General features: G+C 71.3%; 14 protein-coding genes. 3 read left to right on the top strand and 11 right to left on the bottom strand.

From position 1 onward, the window contains the following. Position 1: 1 nt before the first annotated feature. The 3 genes from AB0I54_RS17570 to AB0I54_RS17560 are packed head-to-tail and all read right to left on the bottom strand — an operon-like array spanning position 2 to position 2,858. Positions 2–820, bottom strand: a complete 819-nt coding sequence (locus tag AB0I54_RS17570; protein ID WP_363296865.1) for an ABC transporter permease subunit — start codon at positions 818–820, stop codon at positions 2–4. Beyond that, positions 805–1,704 (bottom strand): ABC transporter permease subunit, encoded by a 900-nt coding sequence (locus tag AB0I54_RS17565; protein ID WP_363296864.1) that lies wholly within the window; start codon positions 1,702–1,704, stop codon positions 805–807. The genes AB0I54_RS17570 and AB0I54_RS17565 overlap by 16 nt, the downstream gene beginning before the upstream one ends. After that, positions 1,701–2,858 (bottom strand): extracellular solute-binding protein, encoded by a 1,158-nt coding sequence (locus tag AB0I54_RS17560; protein ID WP_363296863.1) that lies wholly within the window; start codon positions 2,856–2,858, stop codon positions 1,701–1,703. Before AB0I54_RS17560 ends, AB0I54_RS17565 begins: the two co-directional genes overlap by 4 nt. Positions 2,859–3,073: 215 nt before the next feature. On the opposite strand from AB0I54_RS17560, the gene AB0I54_RS17555 reads away from it, so the two are divergent. Beyond that, entirely contained in the window at positions 3,074–3,814 is a 741-nt protein-coding gene (locus AB0I54_RS17555; RefSeq protein ID WP_363296862.1) for a GntR family transcriptional regulator, read from the top strand. 11 nt (positions 3,815–3,825) lie between these two features. Beyond that, positions 3,826–4,287, top strand: coding sequence for a hypothetical protein (locus AB0I54_RS17550; RefSeq protein WP_363296861.1), 462 nt, complete (start codon positions 3,826–3,828; stop codon positions 4,285–4,287). A gap of 264 nt (positions 4,288–4,551) precedes the next feature. On the opposite strand, the gene AB0I54_RS17545 is transcribed toward AB0I54_RS17550, so the two are convergent. The 6 genes from AB0I54_RS17545 to rpe form a co-directional block, all read right to left on the bottom strand. Then, complete coding sequence (locus AB0I54_RS17545) at positions 4,552–5,004, bottom strand: Lrp/AsnC family transcriptional regulator (protein ID WP_205385847.1); 453 nt, start codon at positions 5,002–5,004, stop codon at positions 4,552–4,554. A 10-nt stretch (positions 5,005–5,014) separates the two neighbouring features. Next, on the bottom strand, positions 5,015–6,484 hold the full coding sequence (locus AB0I54_RS17540; RefSeq protein ID WP_363296860.1) for an amino acid permease: 1,470 nt from the start codon (positions 6,482–6,484) through the stop codon (positions 5,015–5,017). A gap of 319 nt (positions 6,485–6,803) precedes the next feature. Next, positions 6,804–8,246, bottom strand: a complete 1,443-nt coding sequence (locus tag AB0I54_RS17535; RefSeq protein WP_363296859.1) for a GuaB1 family IMP dehydrogenase-related protein — start codon at positions 8,244–8,246, stop codon at positions 6,804–6,806. 158 nt (positions 8,247–8,404) lie between these two features. Then, positions 8,405–8,713, bottom strand: a complete 309-nt coding sequence (locus AB0I54_RS17530) for a barstar family protein (RefSeq protein WP_363296858.1) — start codon at positions 8,711–8,713, stop codon at positions 8,405–8,407. Between the two features lie 118 nt (positions 8,714–8,831). After that, positions 8,832–9,875 carry a sugar-binding domain-containing protein gene (locus AB0I54_RS17525; RefSeq protein ID WP_263206551.1) on the bottom strand — a complete coding sequence of 348 codons (1,044 nt, stop codon included), beginning with the start codon at positions 9,873–9,875 and terminating at the stop codon, positions 8,832–8,834. Between the two features lie 90 nt (positions 9,876–9,965). Beyond that, complete coding sequence (gene rpe, locus AB0I54_RS17520) at positions 9,966–10,652, bottom strand: ribulose-phosphate 3-epimerase (protein WP_363296857.1); 687 nt, start codon at positions 10,650–10,652, stop codon at positions 9,966–9,968. 240 nt (positions 10,653–10,892) lie between these two features. Between rpe and AB0I54_RS17515 the strand changes: the two genes are divergently transcribed. Further along, positions 10,893–13,064, top strand: a complete 2,172-nt coding sequence (locus AB0I54_RS17515) for an MMPL family transporter (RefSeq protein WP_363296856.1) — start codon at positions 10,893–10,895, stop codon at positions 13,062–13,064. Here the strand turns inward: AB0I54_RS17515 and AB0I54_RS17510 are convergent. Together AB0I54_RS17510 and fmt are read right to left on the bottom strand one after the other, a co-directional pair. Next, on the bottom strand, positions 13,045–14,472 hold the full coding sequence (locus AB0I54_RS17510; RefSeq protein WP_363296855.1) for a transcription antitermination factor NusB: 1,428 nt from the start codon (positions 14,470–14,472) through the stop codon (positions 13,045–13,047). The two genes, AB0I54_RS17515 and AB0I54_RS17510, sit on opposite strands and share 20 nt — an antisense overlap. A 116-nt stretch (positions 14,473–14,588) precedes the next feature. After that, the gene (fmt, locus tag AB0I54_RS17505) at positions 14,589–15,521 is read right to left on the bottom strand and encodes a methionyl-tRNA formyltransferase (protein WP_363296854.1); all 933 of its coding nucleotides are present in this window, start codon (positions 15,519–15,521) and stop codon (positions 14,589–14,591) included. Positions 15,522–15,764 lie beyond the last annotated feature (243 nt).

Here is a 15,764-nt window from a genome sequence, read left to right as displayed (position 1 = left end):
TTCATCCCCGGGACGAAGCGGTTCGGGTACGCCCGCCGGCACCGGCGAGCGCGAGGAGCAGGGCCCATGTGACGAGCAGGCTCAGCACGGACACGGCGACGGACATCTGGGCCTGCGAGCCGCCGACGTTGTAGATCCACACGGCGAAGGGCTCGAAGCCCAGCAGCCGGGCCACGGTGAACTCGCCGAGCACCAGCGCCAGCGTGAGGAAGGAGGCGTTCAGCAGCGCCCCGCGCAGATTGGGCAGGACGGCCCGGACCAGGGCCTGCGGCCAGGAGGCGCCGCAGCTGCGGGCGGCCTCGACGAGGGTGCGGACGTCGATCGCGCGCAGCCCGGAGTCCAGCGCCCGGTACACGAAGGGCAGCGCCATCACGACGTAGGCGAGGACCAGCACGACCGGGAAGCTCGGGTTCTGGATCGCCACGAACGTCTGGAACAGCGGGGTCCGGGACAGATGGTCGGGGCCCCACTTCAGGACGGTCGCGATCCCGGCGACGAACGCGATCGGCGGCACGACCAGCGGCAGCGAGCACACCACCTCGACGACCGGCCGCAGCCGGGGCGCGCCGAGCCGCAGCGCGACCACGGCGGGCACCATCAGCAGCAGGACGACGGCGATGGTGGCCGCGGCCAGCTCCAGCGAGAGCAGCAGGCTGGAGACGAACCCGTCGGCGGACACGATCTGCGTGTAGGCGTCGAAGGTGACACCCTGCCCGGGCACGTCCACCGTGAAGATCACGGAGGCGCCCAGCGGGACCAGGAAGTAGAGCGCGGCCAGGCCGAGGACGGCCCACCGCCAGGGGGTCAGGCGTCGAGCCATCGGGCGCTCCGTCGTTGCAGGGGCAGATACACGGCCATCACCACACCCGCGACCAGGACCATGTCGAGGCTGAGGGCGAGTGCCACGTTCTCCTGCCCGACCAGCACGTTGCCGGAGATGGCGTCGGCGATCTGCAGGGTGACCAGCGGGACCGCGCTGCCGACCATCGCGGCGGCGGTGGCGTAGGCGGCGAAGGCGCTGCCGAAGAGCAGGACGAGGCCGCCGAGCAGGGAGGGCGCGAGCACCGGCAGGGCGACGTGCCGCCAGTACTGGACGGTGGTGGCGCCGTTGTTCCGGGCGGCCTCGCGCCACTGGGAGCGCAGGCCGTCCAGGGCCGGGGTGATGGTCAGGACCATCAGCGGGATCAGGAAGTAGAGGTAGACCAGCACCAGGCCCCAGAAGCTGTAGAGGTCCCAGCCCTTGTCCGCGAGGCCCAGGTGCACGGTCAGCACACCGGCGTTGCCGAGGGTGGCGACGAAGGCGAAGGCCAGCGGAACGCCGCCGAAGTTGGCGAGGACGCCGGAGGCGGTGAGCACGGACTCGCGCAGCGCGCGCGACCGCGAGGTCACGACGGCCTGGGCGAGCGGCAGCCCGAGCAGCGTGGCGAGGGCGGCGGAGACGGCGGACAGCTTGACGCTGCCGGCCAGGGCGGTGAGGTACGGCCCCTGCAGCGAGGTGGTCAGGTTCTCGGCGGTGTACGAACTGGCGCCCGTCGTCTGGTCCTTGACGGTGAAGGCGCCGTTCAGCATGGCGAGGGCGGGGATCCCGAAGGCGATCGCGGTGAACACGAGCAGCGGGACGACGGCGAGCCAGCCGGGGGCACGGCGCCGCCGCTTCCGTGAAGCGAGCGGCGCCGTGTCCACCCTCGTGAGAGCGGTGGTCATCCGGCGACGGCCTTCGACCAGCCCTGCGCGATGACCGTCTTGGCCTTGCTCTGCTGGGCCTCGGTCGGGAAGGCGGGCGTACCGGAGACCTTCGGGAGCTTGGCGGCGGCCGTCTTGTCGAGGGTGCCGGCCTTGTCCAGGGAGGTCATCAGGGCCGGGCGGGCGTAGCCCTTGAGCCAGAGGTTCTGGCCCTCGGCGCTGTAGAGGTACTCCTGCCACAGGCGGGCGGCCGCCGGGTGCGGGGCGTCCTTGTTGATGGCCTGGGAGTAGTACTGGGAGAACTGGCCGTCGGTGGGCACCGCGACCTTCCAGTCCACGCCCTTGGACTTGAACTCGTCGGCGTAACCGGCGTTCAGGTAGTCCCAGTCGATGCTGATCGGCGTCTCGCCCTTCTCGACGGTGGCCGGGGTCGACTCGACGGGCGTGTAGTTGCCGTTCTTCTTGAGCTTGCCGAAGAAGTCGAGGCCGGGCTGGATGTCGTCGAACGAGCCGCCGTTCGCGAGGGCGGCCGCGTAGACGCCGCCGAAGGCCGAACCCGACTTGGTGGGGTTGCCATTGAGGGCGACCTGGCCCTTGTACTCCGGCTTGAGCAGGTCCTTGAAGGTGGTCGGGCAGTTCTTGACGCGCTTGGCGTCGCAGCCGATGGAGATGTAGCCGCCGTAGTCGTTGTACCAGCGGGCCTGCGCGTCCTTCTGGGCGGCCGGGATGTCGCCGTAGGAGGCCACCTTGTACGGCGCGAGCAGGCCCTGCTGGGCGGCGCTGAGCGCGAAGGAGCTGCCGAGGTCGAGCACGTCGGGGGCGCGGTCCTGGCCCTTGCGGGAGGTCACGGCGTTGATCTCGTCCTGGCTGGAGCCGTCGGGGCTCTCGTCCTCGATCTTGATGCCGTACTTCTTCTGGAAGCCGTCGACGATGGCGCCGTAGTTCGCCCAGTCGCGGGGCACCGCGATGATGTGCAGCGTGCCCTCCTTCTTGGCCGCCTTGACCAGCGCGTCCATGCCGCCGAGGTCGGCGGCGGAGGTGGCGGTTGCGGCGTTCTTGCCGTCGGCGGTGGTCGACGCGTTGTCGGGGGCGGCGCCGCAGGCGCTCAGGGCGAGTGCGGCGGCTACGGCGAGGCCACCGGTGAGTACGGCGGTTCGCGGCAGGAACACTGTCACGGTCACTCCAGGGGTGCACACGAGCGGGGAGGTGAGACGACGACAACTTGTCTGAACAAGTTGGGTCACAGTACGCCCGCTCCGGGTGTCCTGTCTGTAAACCACGGAGAAACTTTGACCGCTTGTTGTGTGCACAATCCAGACCGTTCCAGATCACGCTCAGGTCTCGATTAGGCTGGTCACGCTGTGCACAGCGATCCACTCAGAGGGGAAGCATGACCGCGCGACACGAGGAGATCGCCGATGAACTGCGGCGGGCGATCGACCGCGAGGAGTACACAGTCGGCAGTCGGCTGCCCTCGGAGACGGAACTCGCCGCGCAGTACGGCGTCTCACGCGGCACCCTGCGCCAGGCCGTCGCGACCCTCACCACCGAGGGACTGATCGGTTCCCGCCAGGGCGCCCGCAGGGTGGTGCTGGCCAGCCGTCGCAGCCAGAGCTTCGAGGAACTGCGCAGCTTCGCGCAGTGGGCGCGGGCGATGGGCCGGGAGGCGACGGGTCATGTCGTGGCGCAGGAGTACCGCCCGGCGACCAAGGAGGACGCCGTCCGCCTCCAACTGCGCGCGGGGACGCCCGTGTTGCACGTCCTGCGGGTGCGCGGTCTGGACGGCGAGCCGGTCCTGCTGGAGCGCACCGTGTACGCCGACTGGATCGCCCCGGCCGTCGAGGCCATCGAGCCGGACTGCCCGTCCGTCACCCAGCGGCTCTTCGAGGACACGGGCCTGGTCTTCGCCTACGGTGAGCACGTCATCGACGCGGTGGCGGCGGGCGCCCAGGACGCCGAGCTGCTCGGCATCCGCCGCACCAGCCCCCTGCTGCGGGTCCGCAGGGTGACGACGACCCGTGAGGGGCGCCCGGTGGAGTGGTCGGACGACCGCTACCGCTCGGACGCCGTGAGCTTCAGTGTGCACAATTCGATCGGGAGCAACGCCCTGGCCCGCAAGACGGCCGACTGAGGGGAACCCGTATGAAGCCCGCCGCGATCGCCGCACTGCCGTTCGTCGACGAGCACACGACCCTCGTCCCGGCACGGCCCGACGCCGTCTGGCGCGGTCTCGGCGACGTCCTGGACCACTCGTTCACCAGCCCGCGCGCAACCGGCTACGCACGCCTGGTCGGCGCCGCCGACGACACGGCGTCCGGACCACGCCGCCCACCGGCCGAGGGCACGGTGTTCGCCGGGTTCCGGGTGATCTCCGCGCAACCGGGCCGCGAACTGGTTCTCGCCGGACGCCACCGCTTCTCGACCTACGCCCTGCTCTTCCACCTGGACGCGGCCGGCCCCGGCCACACCCTGCTACGAGCCGAGACCCGGGCCCGGTTCCCCGGCCCCCTCGGCACCCTCTACCGGCTCGCCGTCATCGACACCGGCACCCACGCCCTCGCCGTACGCCGCCTGCTCACCTCGGTCGGCCGCCGCTGCGCATAGCGCGGCTCACAGGTCGGCGAAACCAAGGCCGCCAGCCGCCACACGTGGCGCGGCTCAGGTCGGCGAAACCAAGGCGAGCGTCGCAGTGGCAAGAGCGCCGGCACCGCCGGCCGAGGGCACGGTGTTCGCCGGGTTCCGGGTGATCTCCGCGCGCCCGGACGGGTGGCTGGTCCTCGCCGGACGCCATCGCATCGCGGCCTACGCCCTGGTCATCCGCCTGGACGCGGCCGGCCCCGGGTCGGCCGCCGCTGCGCATAGCGCGGCTCAGGTGGGCGAACCCGAGGAGAATCTCCGCAGCAGTGGCGAGAGCACCAGGACGGACTTGGTTCGTTCCACGAACGGCTCCCCCGCGATCCGCTCCAGCACGCGCTCGAAGTGGCGCATGTCGGAGGCGAAGACCTGGGCGACCGCGTCCGCCTCACCGGTGACGGTGGAGGCGGCCACGACCTCCTGGTAGCGCTCCAGTCCCCGCTGGATGGTCTCCGGCGAGGTGTTGCGCCGGCAGTAGATCTCGACGAACCCCTCGGTCTCCCAGCCGAGCGCCGCCGGGTCGACCCGTACGGTGAAACCGGTGATGGCTCCGGTGGCCCGCAGCCGGTCCACGCGCCGCTTGACGGCGGGCGCGGACAGGCCGACCAGCTGCCCGATGTCCGCGTAGGAGCGGCGGGCGTCCTCGGCGAGGGCGTGCACGATGCGTTCGTCGAGATCGTTCAGCACAGTGGGTTGATCAGCTCTCAGGTGTTGCGAGTCGGGAACGGCGGTAGCCGTACAGGAAGTAGAACACGAGTCCGGCGGCCATCCAGCACCCGAAGACGACCCATGTGACGGTGTCGAGGCTGAACATGTTGTACGCGCAGAACAGGAAGCCCAGCACCGGCAGAACCGGTCCGAACGGCACCTTGAACGTGCGCTCCAGCTCCGGCCGCCGGTACCGCAGGATGACGACCGCTATGTTGACCAGCCCGAAGGCGAACAGCGTGCCGATGCTGGTGGCGTCGACGAGCTTGCCCAGCGGGATGAGCGCGGCGAGCACACCGCAGAACAGGGACACGATCACCGTGTTGAGGCGGGGGGCACCGGTCTTCGGGTGGACCTTGCCGAGCGCCTTGGGCACCAGACCGTCGCGGGACATCGCGAACAGGATGCGGGTCTGACCGTAGAGCACGGTGAGCACCACGCTCGCGATGGAGATGACCGCGCCCAGGGCGAGCAGCGTGCCCCAGAAGGTCTGGCCACTGACATCGTTCATGATCGCGGCGAGGGTGGCCTCCGAGCCGTCGAACTTCTTCCAGTTCCAGGCGCCGACGGCGACGGCCGCGACGAGCACGTACAGCGCGGTCACGATGATCAGGGACAGCATGATCGCCCGCGGCAGGTCCCGCTTGGGGTTCTTCGCCTCCTCACCGGCGGTGGAGGCGGCGTCGAAGCCGATGTACGAGAAGAACAGCGTGGCACCGGCGGCGCTGACCCCGGCCATGCCGAGCGGCATGAAGTCGGCGTAGTTGCCGGACTTGAAGCCCATGAAACCGATGGAGCAGAAGAGCACCAGGGCGGCGATCTTCACACACACCATGATCGTGTTGGCCCGGGCGGACTCACGTGCGCCACCGAGCAGGAACACCATCGCCAGGAGAACGACGATCAGGGCGGGCAGGTTGATGATGCCGTTGCCCTCGCCGGGCGCCGAGGACAGGGCGGCCGGGATGGTGACGCCGATGGTGCCGTTCAGCAGCTCGTTCAGGTACTCGCCCCAGCCGACGGCGACCGCGGCCACCGACACGCCGTACTCCAGCACGAGGCACCAGCCGCAGACCCAGGCGACCAGCTCACCCATCGTTGCGTACGCATATGAGTAGGAGGAGCCGGCGACCGGGATGCTGCCCGCCAGCTCGGCGTACGACAGGGCCGAGAACAGTGCCGTAAGACCGGCGATCACAAAGGCCAGGGTGACCGCGGGACCGGCCTCCGGAACGGCGTTGCCGAGGACGACGAAGATGCCGGTGCCGAGCGTGGCACCGATGCTGATCATCGTCAGCTGCCACAGGCCGAGGGAGCGCCGGAGCGTGCCTCCTTCGCCCTGGCCGCTCTCCGCGACCAGGCTTTCCACGGGCTTGCGACGCATGAGGCCCGCGGCAACGCCCGGGGACGCTGATGCGGTCTCTCTACGGTTCTGCGGGGGTGCGCCTTGGTCGAGCACGCGCTGGCTCCTTATCGCTGCCACTGAGGGCGGAGGGGACCGGCGGCGTCCCTGCGAGGGCAGGAACCCACCGAGCGGGGTCCCCGCCACACCACGTACAGCGCAGCACCCTATGAGCCAGGGCTTTACGGGCGTAATGCAGCAACCTTGCGCATACCCGTAAGATCATTGCGTTCATCCCGGGAGCGTGTCCATTCGTTGCGCCATGGCTTTCGAGCGTTGCGCACAGGCTTCGCAGGCACGGTTCACACAGACGCCGACGGCCCCCGTCCTCCCGGGTGCCGGGAGGACGGGGGCCGCTTGGAAACAGGGCGCCGGCTCAGCTCCAGCTGACGTGCAGCGGCTCGCCCTCGGCGTAGCCCGCCGCGCTCTGGATGCCGACGATGGCCTTCTCGGCGAACTCCTCCAGGGAGGCCGCGCCGGAGTAGGTGCACGAGGAACGGACGCCCGCGATGATCGAGTCGATCAGGTCCTCGACGCCCGGACGGACCGGGTCGAGGAACATCCGGGAGGTGGAGATGCCCTCCTCGAACAGCGCCTTGCGGGCGCGGTCGTAGGCCGACTCCTCCGACGTGCGGTTGCGCACCGCGCGCGCGGACGCCATGCCGTACGACTCCTTGTACAGGCGGCCGTCGGCGTCCTGCTGCAGATCACCCGGCGACTCGTAGGTGCCCGCGAACCACGAGCCGACCATCACATTGGACGCACCGGCCGCGAGCGCCATCGCGACGTCGCGCGGGTGCCGGACACCGCCGTCGGCCCACACGTGCTTGCCGTACTTCTTCGCCTCGGCGGCGCACTCCAGGACCGCGGAGAACTGCGGCCGGCCGACACCGGTCATCATCCGGGTGGTGCACATGGCGCCGGGGCCGACACCGACCTTGATGATGTCCGCCCCTGCGTCGATCAGGTCCTTGACGCCCTCGGCGGAGACGATGTTGCCCGCCACGATCGGCACCTGCGGGTCGAGGTCGCGGACCAGCTTGATGGCGCTGATCATCGACTCCTGGTGGCCGTGCGCGGTGTCGATGACGAGCGTGTCGACGCCCGCGTCGAGCAGCTGCTTGGCCTTGCCCGCCACATCACCGTTGATACCGACGGCGGCGGCGATGCGCAGCCTGCCTTCGGCGTCGGTGGCCGGGGTGTAGAGCGTGGCGCGCAGGGCGCCCTTGCGGGTGAGGATGCCGGCGAGCCTGCCGTCCTTGTCCACGGCCGGGGCGTAGCGGCGGTTGTGCCCGTCGAGGATGTTGAAGGCCTCGCGCGGCGCGATGTCGGCGTCGAGCAGCAGCAGGTCCGTCGACATGATCTCGGTGAGCTGGGTGAAGCGGTCGACGCCGGTCAGGTCCCGGTCGGTGACCACACCGATCGGGCGGCCGTCCTCGTCGACGACCACACCGGCGTTGTGCGCCCGCTTGGACAGCAGACCCAGAGCGTCGGCGACGGTCTGGTGCGGGGCCAGCACGATCGGCGTGTCGAGGACCAGATGGCGGCTCTTGACCCAGGAGACGACATCGGTGACGACGTCGATCGGGATGTCCTGCGGGATCACCACCAGGCCGCCGCGCCGGGCCACGGTCTCCGCCATCCGGCGGCCCGCGATCGCGGTCATGTTGGCGACGACCAGCGGGATCGTGGTGCCCGTGCCGTCCGGGGAGCTGAGGTCCACGCCCTGACGCGAGCCGACCGCGGAGCGGCTCGGCACCATGAAGACGTCGTCGTACGTCAGGTCGTACGCGGGCTGGATGTCATTGAGGAAACGCACGTGCCGCACATCCCAGTCGATCAGAGGTGACCCCCGGACAGGTCAGCCCGGGGGAGAAGCACGTACTTCATTGTCCCATGACGGCCGGAATGCGATGCCCGGTCGAATCATCCAGGCAGGTCACAGGGCGTTCGGAGGATCTGCCGAACCGGCCCCGGTCAACCCAGCGCGAGCGCCACCGTCAGCAGGGGTCCGCGGCCGGACGCCTCGGTGAACACCTCCAGTGCCACCGCCCACTCGTCGGGCCGGGCCGCCGCGTACTCCAGCCAGCCGCCGACGACGAGGAGCAGCCCGTTCTCGGCCGCGTCCGGCGGCCAGAACGAGGGGTCGCCGAGGCTGTCGGCGAGCGCGTCCCAGTTGCGGCCGGACCAGTCGGGCAGGGACAGGGTCCGCGCGAAGCGGTCCATGAACGCGGCCTTGTCGGCGACCCCGCCGAGGTCCAGCGTCACCACCCGCCGGCTCGTCATCTCAGCACCGTCCTGAACGTGTCGTAATGATCATCGGAAAGCACGCGGGGGACGAACCGCAGCAGCACGCCGTCGGTGCTGTCACGGCCGTCCCCTCATGACCTGCCGCGGGCCGCCCTCAGGCGCCGTCCGGGTCCGCCCGGTTCAGGGCGGGCTTCGGCGTGGGCCCCGCGGTCATCAGATAGTCCGCCGCCGACGTGTCCGTCACCAGGCTGGTGACCAGACCCGACCGCAGCACCGCGTCGATCGCGGACGCCTTGCGCTGGCCGCCGGCGATCGCCACGACCTCGGGGATACGGCGGAGCTGGTCGGCCTTGACCGTGATGCACCGCTCCCCCAGGTCCCGGCCGACGCGCCGGCCCTCGGCGTCGAAGAGATGCGCGGACATCTCGGCGGCGACACCGAGCGAGGCGTAGTGCGCCCGCTCCTCGTCGCTGAGCATGTCGTGCACCGTCGAGATGCCCGGCTCCCAGGAGCCGATGGAGACACAGGCGACCGTGACCTTGTCGAAGTACTCGAAGGCCCGGGCGATCCCGGTCTGGTGGCGCAGCGCGGCCGCGGTGGCCGCGTCCGGCAGCAGCATCGGCGCGTAGATGGGGTGCGCGTCGCCGCCGGACACCTGGGCGGCGCGGCGGACGGCCTCGACGGAGCCGCGCTCGGCGGTCCCGGCGTCGTACACGCCCGTCAGCTGCACCACCGTGCACGGTGGCAGCCGGTCGAGGGCCGCCGCCATGTGGATGGTGGAGCGGCCCCAGGCCAGTCCGAGGACGTCCCCCTCGTTGACGAGCTCGCCGAGCAGGTCGGCCGCCACCTCGCCGAGGTTCTCGGGGTCGGGGGTCTCCTCGGCCTCGGCCGGGGATTCGACCACGACGGCGTGCCTCAGGCCGTAGCGGGCGCGGAGCGCGTCGGAGCGCTCGGCGTCCAGCTCGGCCGGCACGCGGATCTCGATGCGTACGAGATCCCGTTCGAGGGCAGTCTCCAGAACCCGGGCCACTTTGAAGCGGCTGACGCCGAACTCCTCCGCGATCTGGATCTTGGACTTGCCCTCGAGGTAGAAGCGGCGGGCCATGGCCGCCGCCTGCACCAGCTCAGCGGGTCCCATCCGCATGGCTGACCGGCCCGCCGACATACCCGACACGGCGATCTCCTCACTGCTGTTCACACTCTGGATTCGCCGTTCATCCTTGCAGATCCGGCGCGACTGATCCGCCCTGATGGGCGCCGTTCCCTTAGCTGTTCACGTCGTTGTGGCTCAGTGGTCGCATGCCCAGGACGCCTTGGCGGTGGCCGTCTCCGCCTGTGCGCGCAGTGCACGTACCGCATCTGCCGGGTCGTTCGCCCCGTACACCGCCGAACCGGCGACGAAGACGTCGGCGCCCGCGTCCGCACACCGCTCGATCGTGGACGCGGAGACTCCTCCGTCGACCTGCAGCCAGAGTTCGAGACCGTGCTTCTCGATCAGCTGACGCGTGCGGCGGATCTTCGGAAGCATGATGTCCAGGAACGCCTGACCGCCGAAGCCCGGCTCGACCGTCATGATCAGCAGCATGTCGAGCTCGGGGAGCAGGTCCTCGTACGGCTCGATGGGCGTCGCGGGCTTGAGCGCCATGGAGGCACGCGCACCCTTGGCGCGGATCTCGCGGGCCAGCCGCACCGGGGCGGCGGCCGCCTCGACGTGGAAGGTGACGGACGAGGCACCCGCTTCGACGTACTGGGGTGCCCACCGATCGGCGTCCTCGATCATCAGATGGCAGTCCAGCGGCGTGTCCGTCGCCCGCGCCAGGGACTCTACGACCGGCACGCCGAGCGTGAGGTTCGGGACGAAGTGGTTGTCCATCACGTCGACGTGGAGCCAGTCGGCTCCCTCCACCGCCTTCGCCTCCTCCGCGAGGCGGGCGAAATCGGCGGACAGGATGCTGGGGTTGATCTGCACGGCCATGACCCAAGCCTGCCATGTCCGGGCACGGATGTTCGCCTCGGTCCCCGGCTGGATCACGACGGTACAGACCATTCTGCAAATCAGGTGCCCCACGGACGGGGCCGTGCCATGCTGGGCGGCCCACTGGCTCGATGTGCGGCTGGGCCCTGTCGTCACCTTCACGTCGTCCGCCCGGAGGGCGGGCGCACCAGGCCCCGCCGCGCAGGCGAGAAGGTGACGGCAGGGCCCTAGGGGGGCGCTATGAGGGACGCGGGATCGGACGATCATGGGCGTCATGTGCGCCAGGGGCTCATCAAATTCCTGACCGGACGTCGCAGCAAGTGGCTGATAGTGGCCCTCTGGCTGCTGGCGCTCGTGCTCGCGGGCCCGCTCGCCCAGAAGCTCACGGACGCCCAGGACAACGACGCCGCCTCCTGGCTGCCCGGGTCCGCGGAATCCACCCAGGTGCTCGACACCTCCAACCACTTCCGGCCCGAGCAGATACCGGCGGTCGTCGTGTTCGCCCGCGACGGCGGACTCACGGCGCGGGACAAGCAGCAGATCGGGCGGGACGTCCAGGAGATCAAGGGGCTGACCGCGCACGGCATCCGCGGCGCCGAGACCCGCGGACCCGTCTACGACAGCGCTTCCGCGCCGAAGGCCGCCCAGATCTACGTGCCCATCACGATGGACGCCAAGGGCTGGTCCGAGCTCGCCCCGGCCGTCGACACGCTGCGCGACCAGGTGGGCAGGAGCTCGGACGGGCTCGCCGTCCACATCACCGGGCCGGGCGGCACCTCCGCCGACTTCTCCAAGGCCTTCGAGGGCATCGACTCCACGCTGCTGCTCTCGGCGATGGGCGTCGTGATCGTCATGCTGCTGCTGACCTACCGCAGCCCGGTCCTGATCTTCGTGCCCCTCGTCGCGGTGGTCGTCGCCCTGTTCACGTCGCAGGCGCTGATCTATCTCCTGGCCCGGCACGCGGGCCTGACCGTCAACGGCCAGAGCGCGGGCATCCTCACGGTGCTGGTCTTCGGAGCCGGGACCGACTACGCGCTGCTCCTCGTCGCCCGCTACCGGGAGGAGCTGCGCCGCCACGAGGACCGGCACGAGGCCATGGCGCTGGCCCTGCACCGCGCGGGCCCTGCGGTGCTCGCCTCGGGCGCCACCGTGGTGCTGAGCATGCTGGTGCTGCTGGCCGCCGAGATGAACTCCACCCGCGGACTGGGCCCGGTCGCCGCGATCGGCGTGGCGGTCGCGCTGCTGGCCATGCTCACGCTCTTTCCGGCCCTGCTCCTGCTCTTCGGCCGCTGGATCTTCTGGCCGGTCGTCCCGCACTTCGGCTCGTCCGACCCGACCGAGCGGGGCGTCTGGGCCCGTATGGGCCGCGGCATCAGCCGCCGACCCCGGGTCGTCTGGGGCGCCACCGCCCTGGCACTGGCCGTCCTCTCGCTGGGCCTCCTCCAGCTCCGCGCCGACGGCATCGGCAACGCGGACGCCTTCACCGGCACCCCCGACTCGATCACCGGGCAGAAGGTGTCGCAGCGGTACTTCCCGGCGGGCAGCGGCGACCCGCTGGTGGTCGTGGCGGAGAGGGCGCAGGGCGACCAGGTGCGGCAGGCGGTCGCCGGTACGCGCGGTGTCGCGCCGGACAGCGTCACCGTCCCGCCCGGGACGAAACCCTCGTACGACGGCAAGGTCCTGTTCGAGGCGACCCTGACCGACCCGTCCGACAGCGAGGCGGCCAAGCACACCGTCGAGCGTGTGCGCGACGCCGTCCACGCGCTGCCGGGCGCCGACGCGCAGGTGGGCGGCGGCACCGCGGCCCTGCTGGACATGGAGCGGGCGACCACGCACGACAACGTGCTGATCATCCCGGCGGTCCTGCTGGTCGTGCTGCTGATCCTGGGCGCGCTGCTGCGGTCACTGGTGGCGCCGCTGCTGCTGATCGGCACGGTGGTGCTGTCCTTCGCGGCGGCCCTCGGCGCCAGCGCCCTCGCCTTCCGGCACGTCTTCGACTACGCGGGTGAGCAGACGGACTTCCCGCTGTTCGTCTTCGTGTTCCTGGTGGCCCTGGGCATCGACTACAACATCTTCCTGACCACCCGCATCCGCGAGGAGGCCACCCGCCAGGGCACCCGCCCCGGCGTGGTGACGGGCCTGGCGGCGACCGGCGCGGTCATCACGTCCGCGGGCCTGGTCCTGGCCGGGACGTTCGCCGCGCTCGGCACCCTGCCCATGGTGGCCTTCGCGGAGATCGGCTTCGCCGTCGCCCTCGGCGTCCTGCTGGACACCTTCGTCGTACGGTCGGTGCTGGTCACGGCGCTGTTTCTGGACGCCGGCCGGAAGGTGTGGTGGCCGCACCGGCTCGCGCACGAGGACGGTGCGGTCCCGGTCGTGCGCGAGTCCGAGGTCAGCCGGTCCGGCGGATGAGCGCCAGATACATGGCGTCGGTGCCGTGCAGATGCGGCCACAGCTGTACGTCGGGGCCCTCGCCGAGGGCCGGTACGCCGGGCAGCAGCGGGCGGGCGTCGACGAGTTCGGTGTCCGGGCGCTGCTTGAGCAGGTCCTGGACCACGGCACGGGTCTCGGCGAGGTGCGGCGAGCAGGTGGCGTAGCCGACGACCCCGCCGACCCGCACCGAGTCGAGCGCGGTGCGCAGCAGGGCGCGCTGCAGCGGCGCGAAGTTGTCGAGGTCCTCCGGGCGGCGGCGCCACCTGGCCTCGGGCCGTCTGCGCAGGGCGCCCAGACCGGTGCACGGCACGTCCATCAGCACCCGGTCGAAGGTGCCGGGCCGCCACGGCGGCCGGGTCCCGTCGGCGGCGATGACCTGGTACGGCCCCGGGTTGCCGGCCAGGGCCTTCGCCACCAGGCCGGCGCGGTGCGGCTGCTTCTCGGAGGCGAGCAGCGCGGCCCCGCGTTCGGCGGCGAGCGCGGCCAGCAGCGCGGCCTTGCCGCCGGGCCCCGCGCATCCGTCGAGCCACTTCTCGTCCGGGCCCTCCAGCGGCGCGTTGGCGAGTGCGAGCGCGACCAGCTGGCTGCCCTCGTCCTGCACACCGGCCCGGCCCTCCCGGACCGCCTCGACGGCGCCCGGCTCCCCGCCCTCGGCGAGCCGCACGGCATAGGGCGACCAGCGCCCCGGCACGGCGGCCTCCTCGCGGAGCAGCTCCTCGGCCGTGGCCCGCCCGGGACGGGCGACGAGGGTCACCTCGGGCCGCTCGTTGTCGGCCTCCAGCAGGTCCTCGATCCCGGCCCGCCCGCCGCCGAGCGAGTCCCACAGCGCGGAGACGACCCAGCGGGGGTGCGAGTGCACGACGGCGAGATGGTCCTCGGGATCCTCGTCGTAGGGCGGCGCGACCCGCTCCAGCCACCCGTCGAGGTCGTGCTGGGCGACCTTGCGGAGCACGGCGTTGACGAACTTGGCCCGCCCGTCGCCGAGGACGACGCGCGCGAGCTCGACGGAGGCGGACACGGCGGCGTGCGTCGGGATGCGGGTGCCGAGCAGCTGGTGCGCACCGAGGCTGAGCACGTCGAGCACCGGCGGGTCGACCTCCCGCAGCGGCCGGTCGACGCAGGCGGCGATCACCGCGTCGTACGTGCCCTGCCGGCGCAGCGTCCCGTACACCAGCTCGGTGGCGAGGGCGGCGTCCCGGCCGTCGAACTTGTCGGGGCCCTCCTTCTCCCGCGCCTTCCGCAGCAGCGGCGGCAGGACGAGGTTGGCGTACGCGTCCCGCTCGTCCACGGCGCGCAGGGCCTCGAACGCGAGGATGCGGACGGGGTCCTTCTGGGGACGGCGGTAGGGCTTGGCGGGCTTGCGAGGCCGCCGGGACTGCTCACTCACGAAAAAGGTGCTCCGGATGTGGGATGGGTACCGATGCCAGCGTACGTCCCGGGGGCCTGGGCGGTGCCGCCGCGTACACCGGGAAGTCCGCCGACGGGAGGAGCCGGGGCCGTGCTTCAGCCGCCCAGCGTCTCGCCCGCCGCGATCCGCACTCCACGTGCCCAGTCCGCCGCCCGCATCGGCTTCTTGCCCTGGGCCTGCACCCACAGCAGCTCCACGGCGTAGGACCCGGTGCCCACGTGCACGCTGTTCTTGCCGACGGCCAGCTGCCCCGGCAGCAGATCGGTCCGCTCCGGTACGGGCGTGGCCTGGACGAGCTTGAGCCGCTCGCCGCGGAAGGTGGTCCAGGCGCCGGGGGCCGGGGTGCAGCCGCGCACCACCCGGTCGACGTGCAGGGCCGGGACGGTCCAGTCGATCCGGGCGTCCTCGACGGTGATCTTCGGCGCCAGGGTGATGCCTTCGGCCGGCTGCGGCACGGCCTTGAGCGAGCCGTCCTCGATGCCGTCCATGGTCGCGGCGAGCAGCCCGGCGCCGGCGAAGGCGAGCCGGGTGAGCAGGTCGCCGCTGGTGTCGGTGGGCCGGATCTCCTCGGTGACGGTCCCGTACACCGGTCCCGAGTCCAGCCCCTCCTCGATGAGGAAGGTGGAGGCGCCCGTGATCTCGTCCCCCGCCATGATGGAGTGCTGCACGGGCGCCGCCCCGCGCCAGGCGGGCAGCAGCGAGAAGTGCAGATTGACCCAGCCGTGGGCGGGGATGTCGAGGGCGACGCGGGGCAGCAGGGCGCCGTAGGCGACCACGGGGCAGCAGTCCGGGGCGATCTGCGCGAGCCGCTCCAGGAACTCGGGGTCCCGCGGCTTGAGCGGCTTCAGCACCTCGATCCCGGCCTCCTCCGCCCGCTCGGCCACGGGTGACGCGACCAGCCTGCGCCCGCGCCCGGCCGGCGCGTCGGGCCGCGTGACGACGGCGGCCACCTCGTGCCGCCCGGAGGCGATGAGAGCGTCCAGGGCGGGAACGGCGACCTCGGGGGTACCGGCGAAGACGAGCTTCATGGAAGGGTTCGGGCCTCTCGGGCGGTGGCGACGGCGGGCAGCCCCCAAGTCTATGACCACGCACGCAATCCGCCGACGGCGAGCAACGTCCACGGCATGCACCGGTTTTCACCTGACTGGAGACAGGTGGTGCACGGGTGGGCAAACCGGCGTACGCATATGCCCGTACGCCCCCACACCGTGACCAGCGGAGCGCACACGCGTTGGTCAAGAAAGAGTTGACCACAAAGGGCCGCATTCGGC

The sequence above is a fragment of the Streptomyces sp. NPDC050625 genome, assembly GCF_040654755.1.
Classification (GTDB): domain Bacteria; phylum Actinomycetota; class Actinomycetes; order Streptomycetales; family Streptomycetaceae; genus Streptomyces.
Note: the sequence above shows the minus strand (reverse complement) of the source record. Positions and strands in the feature narration are given on the sequence as shown.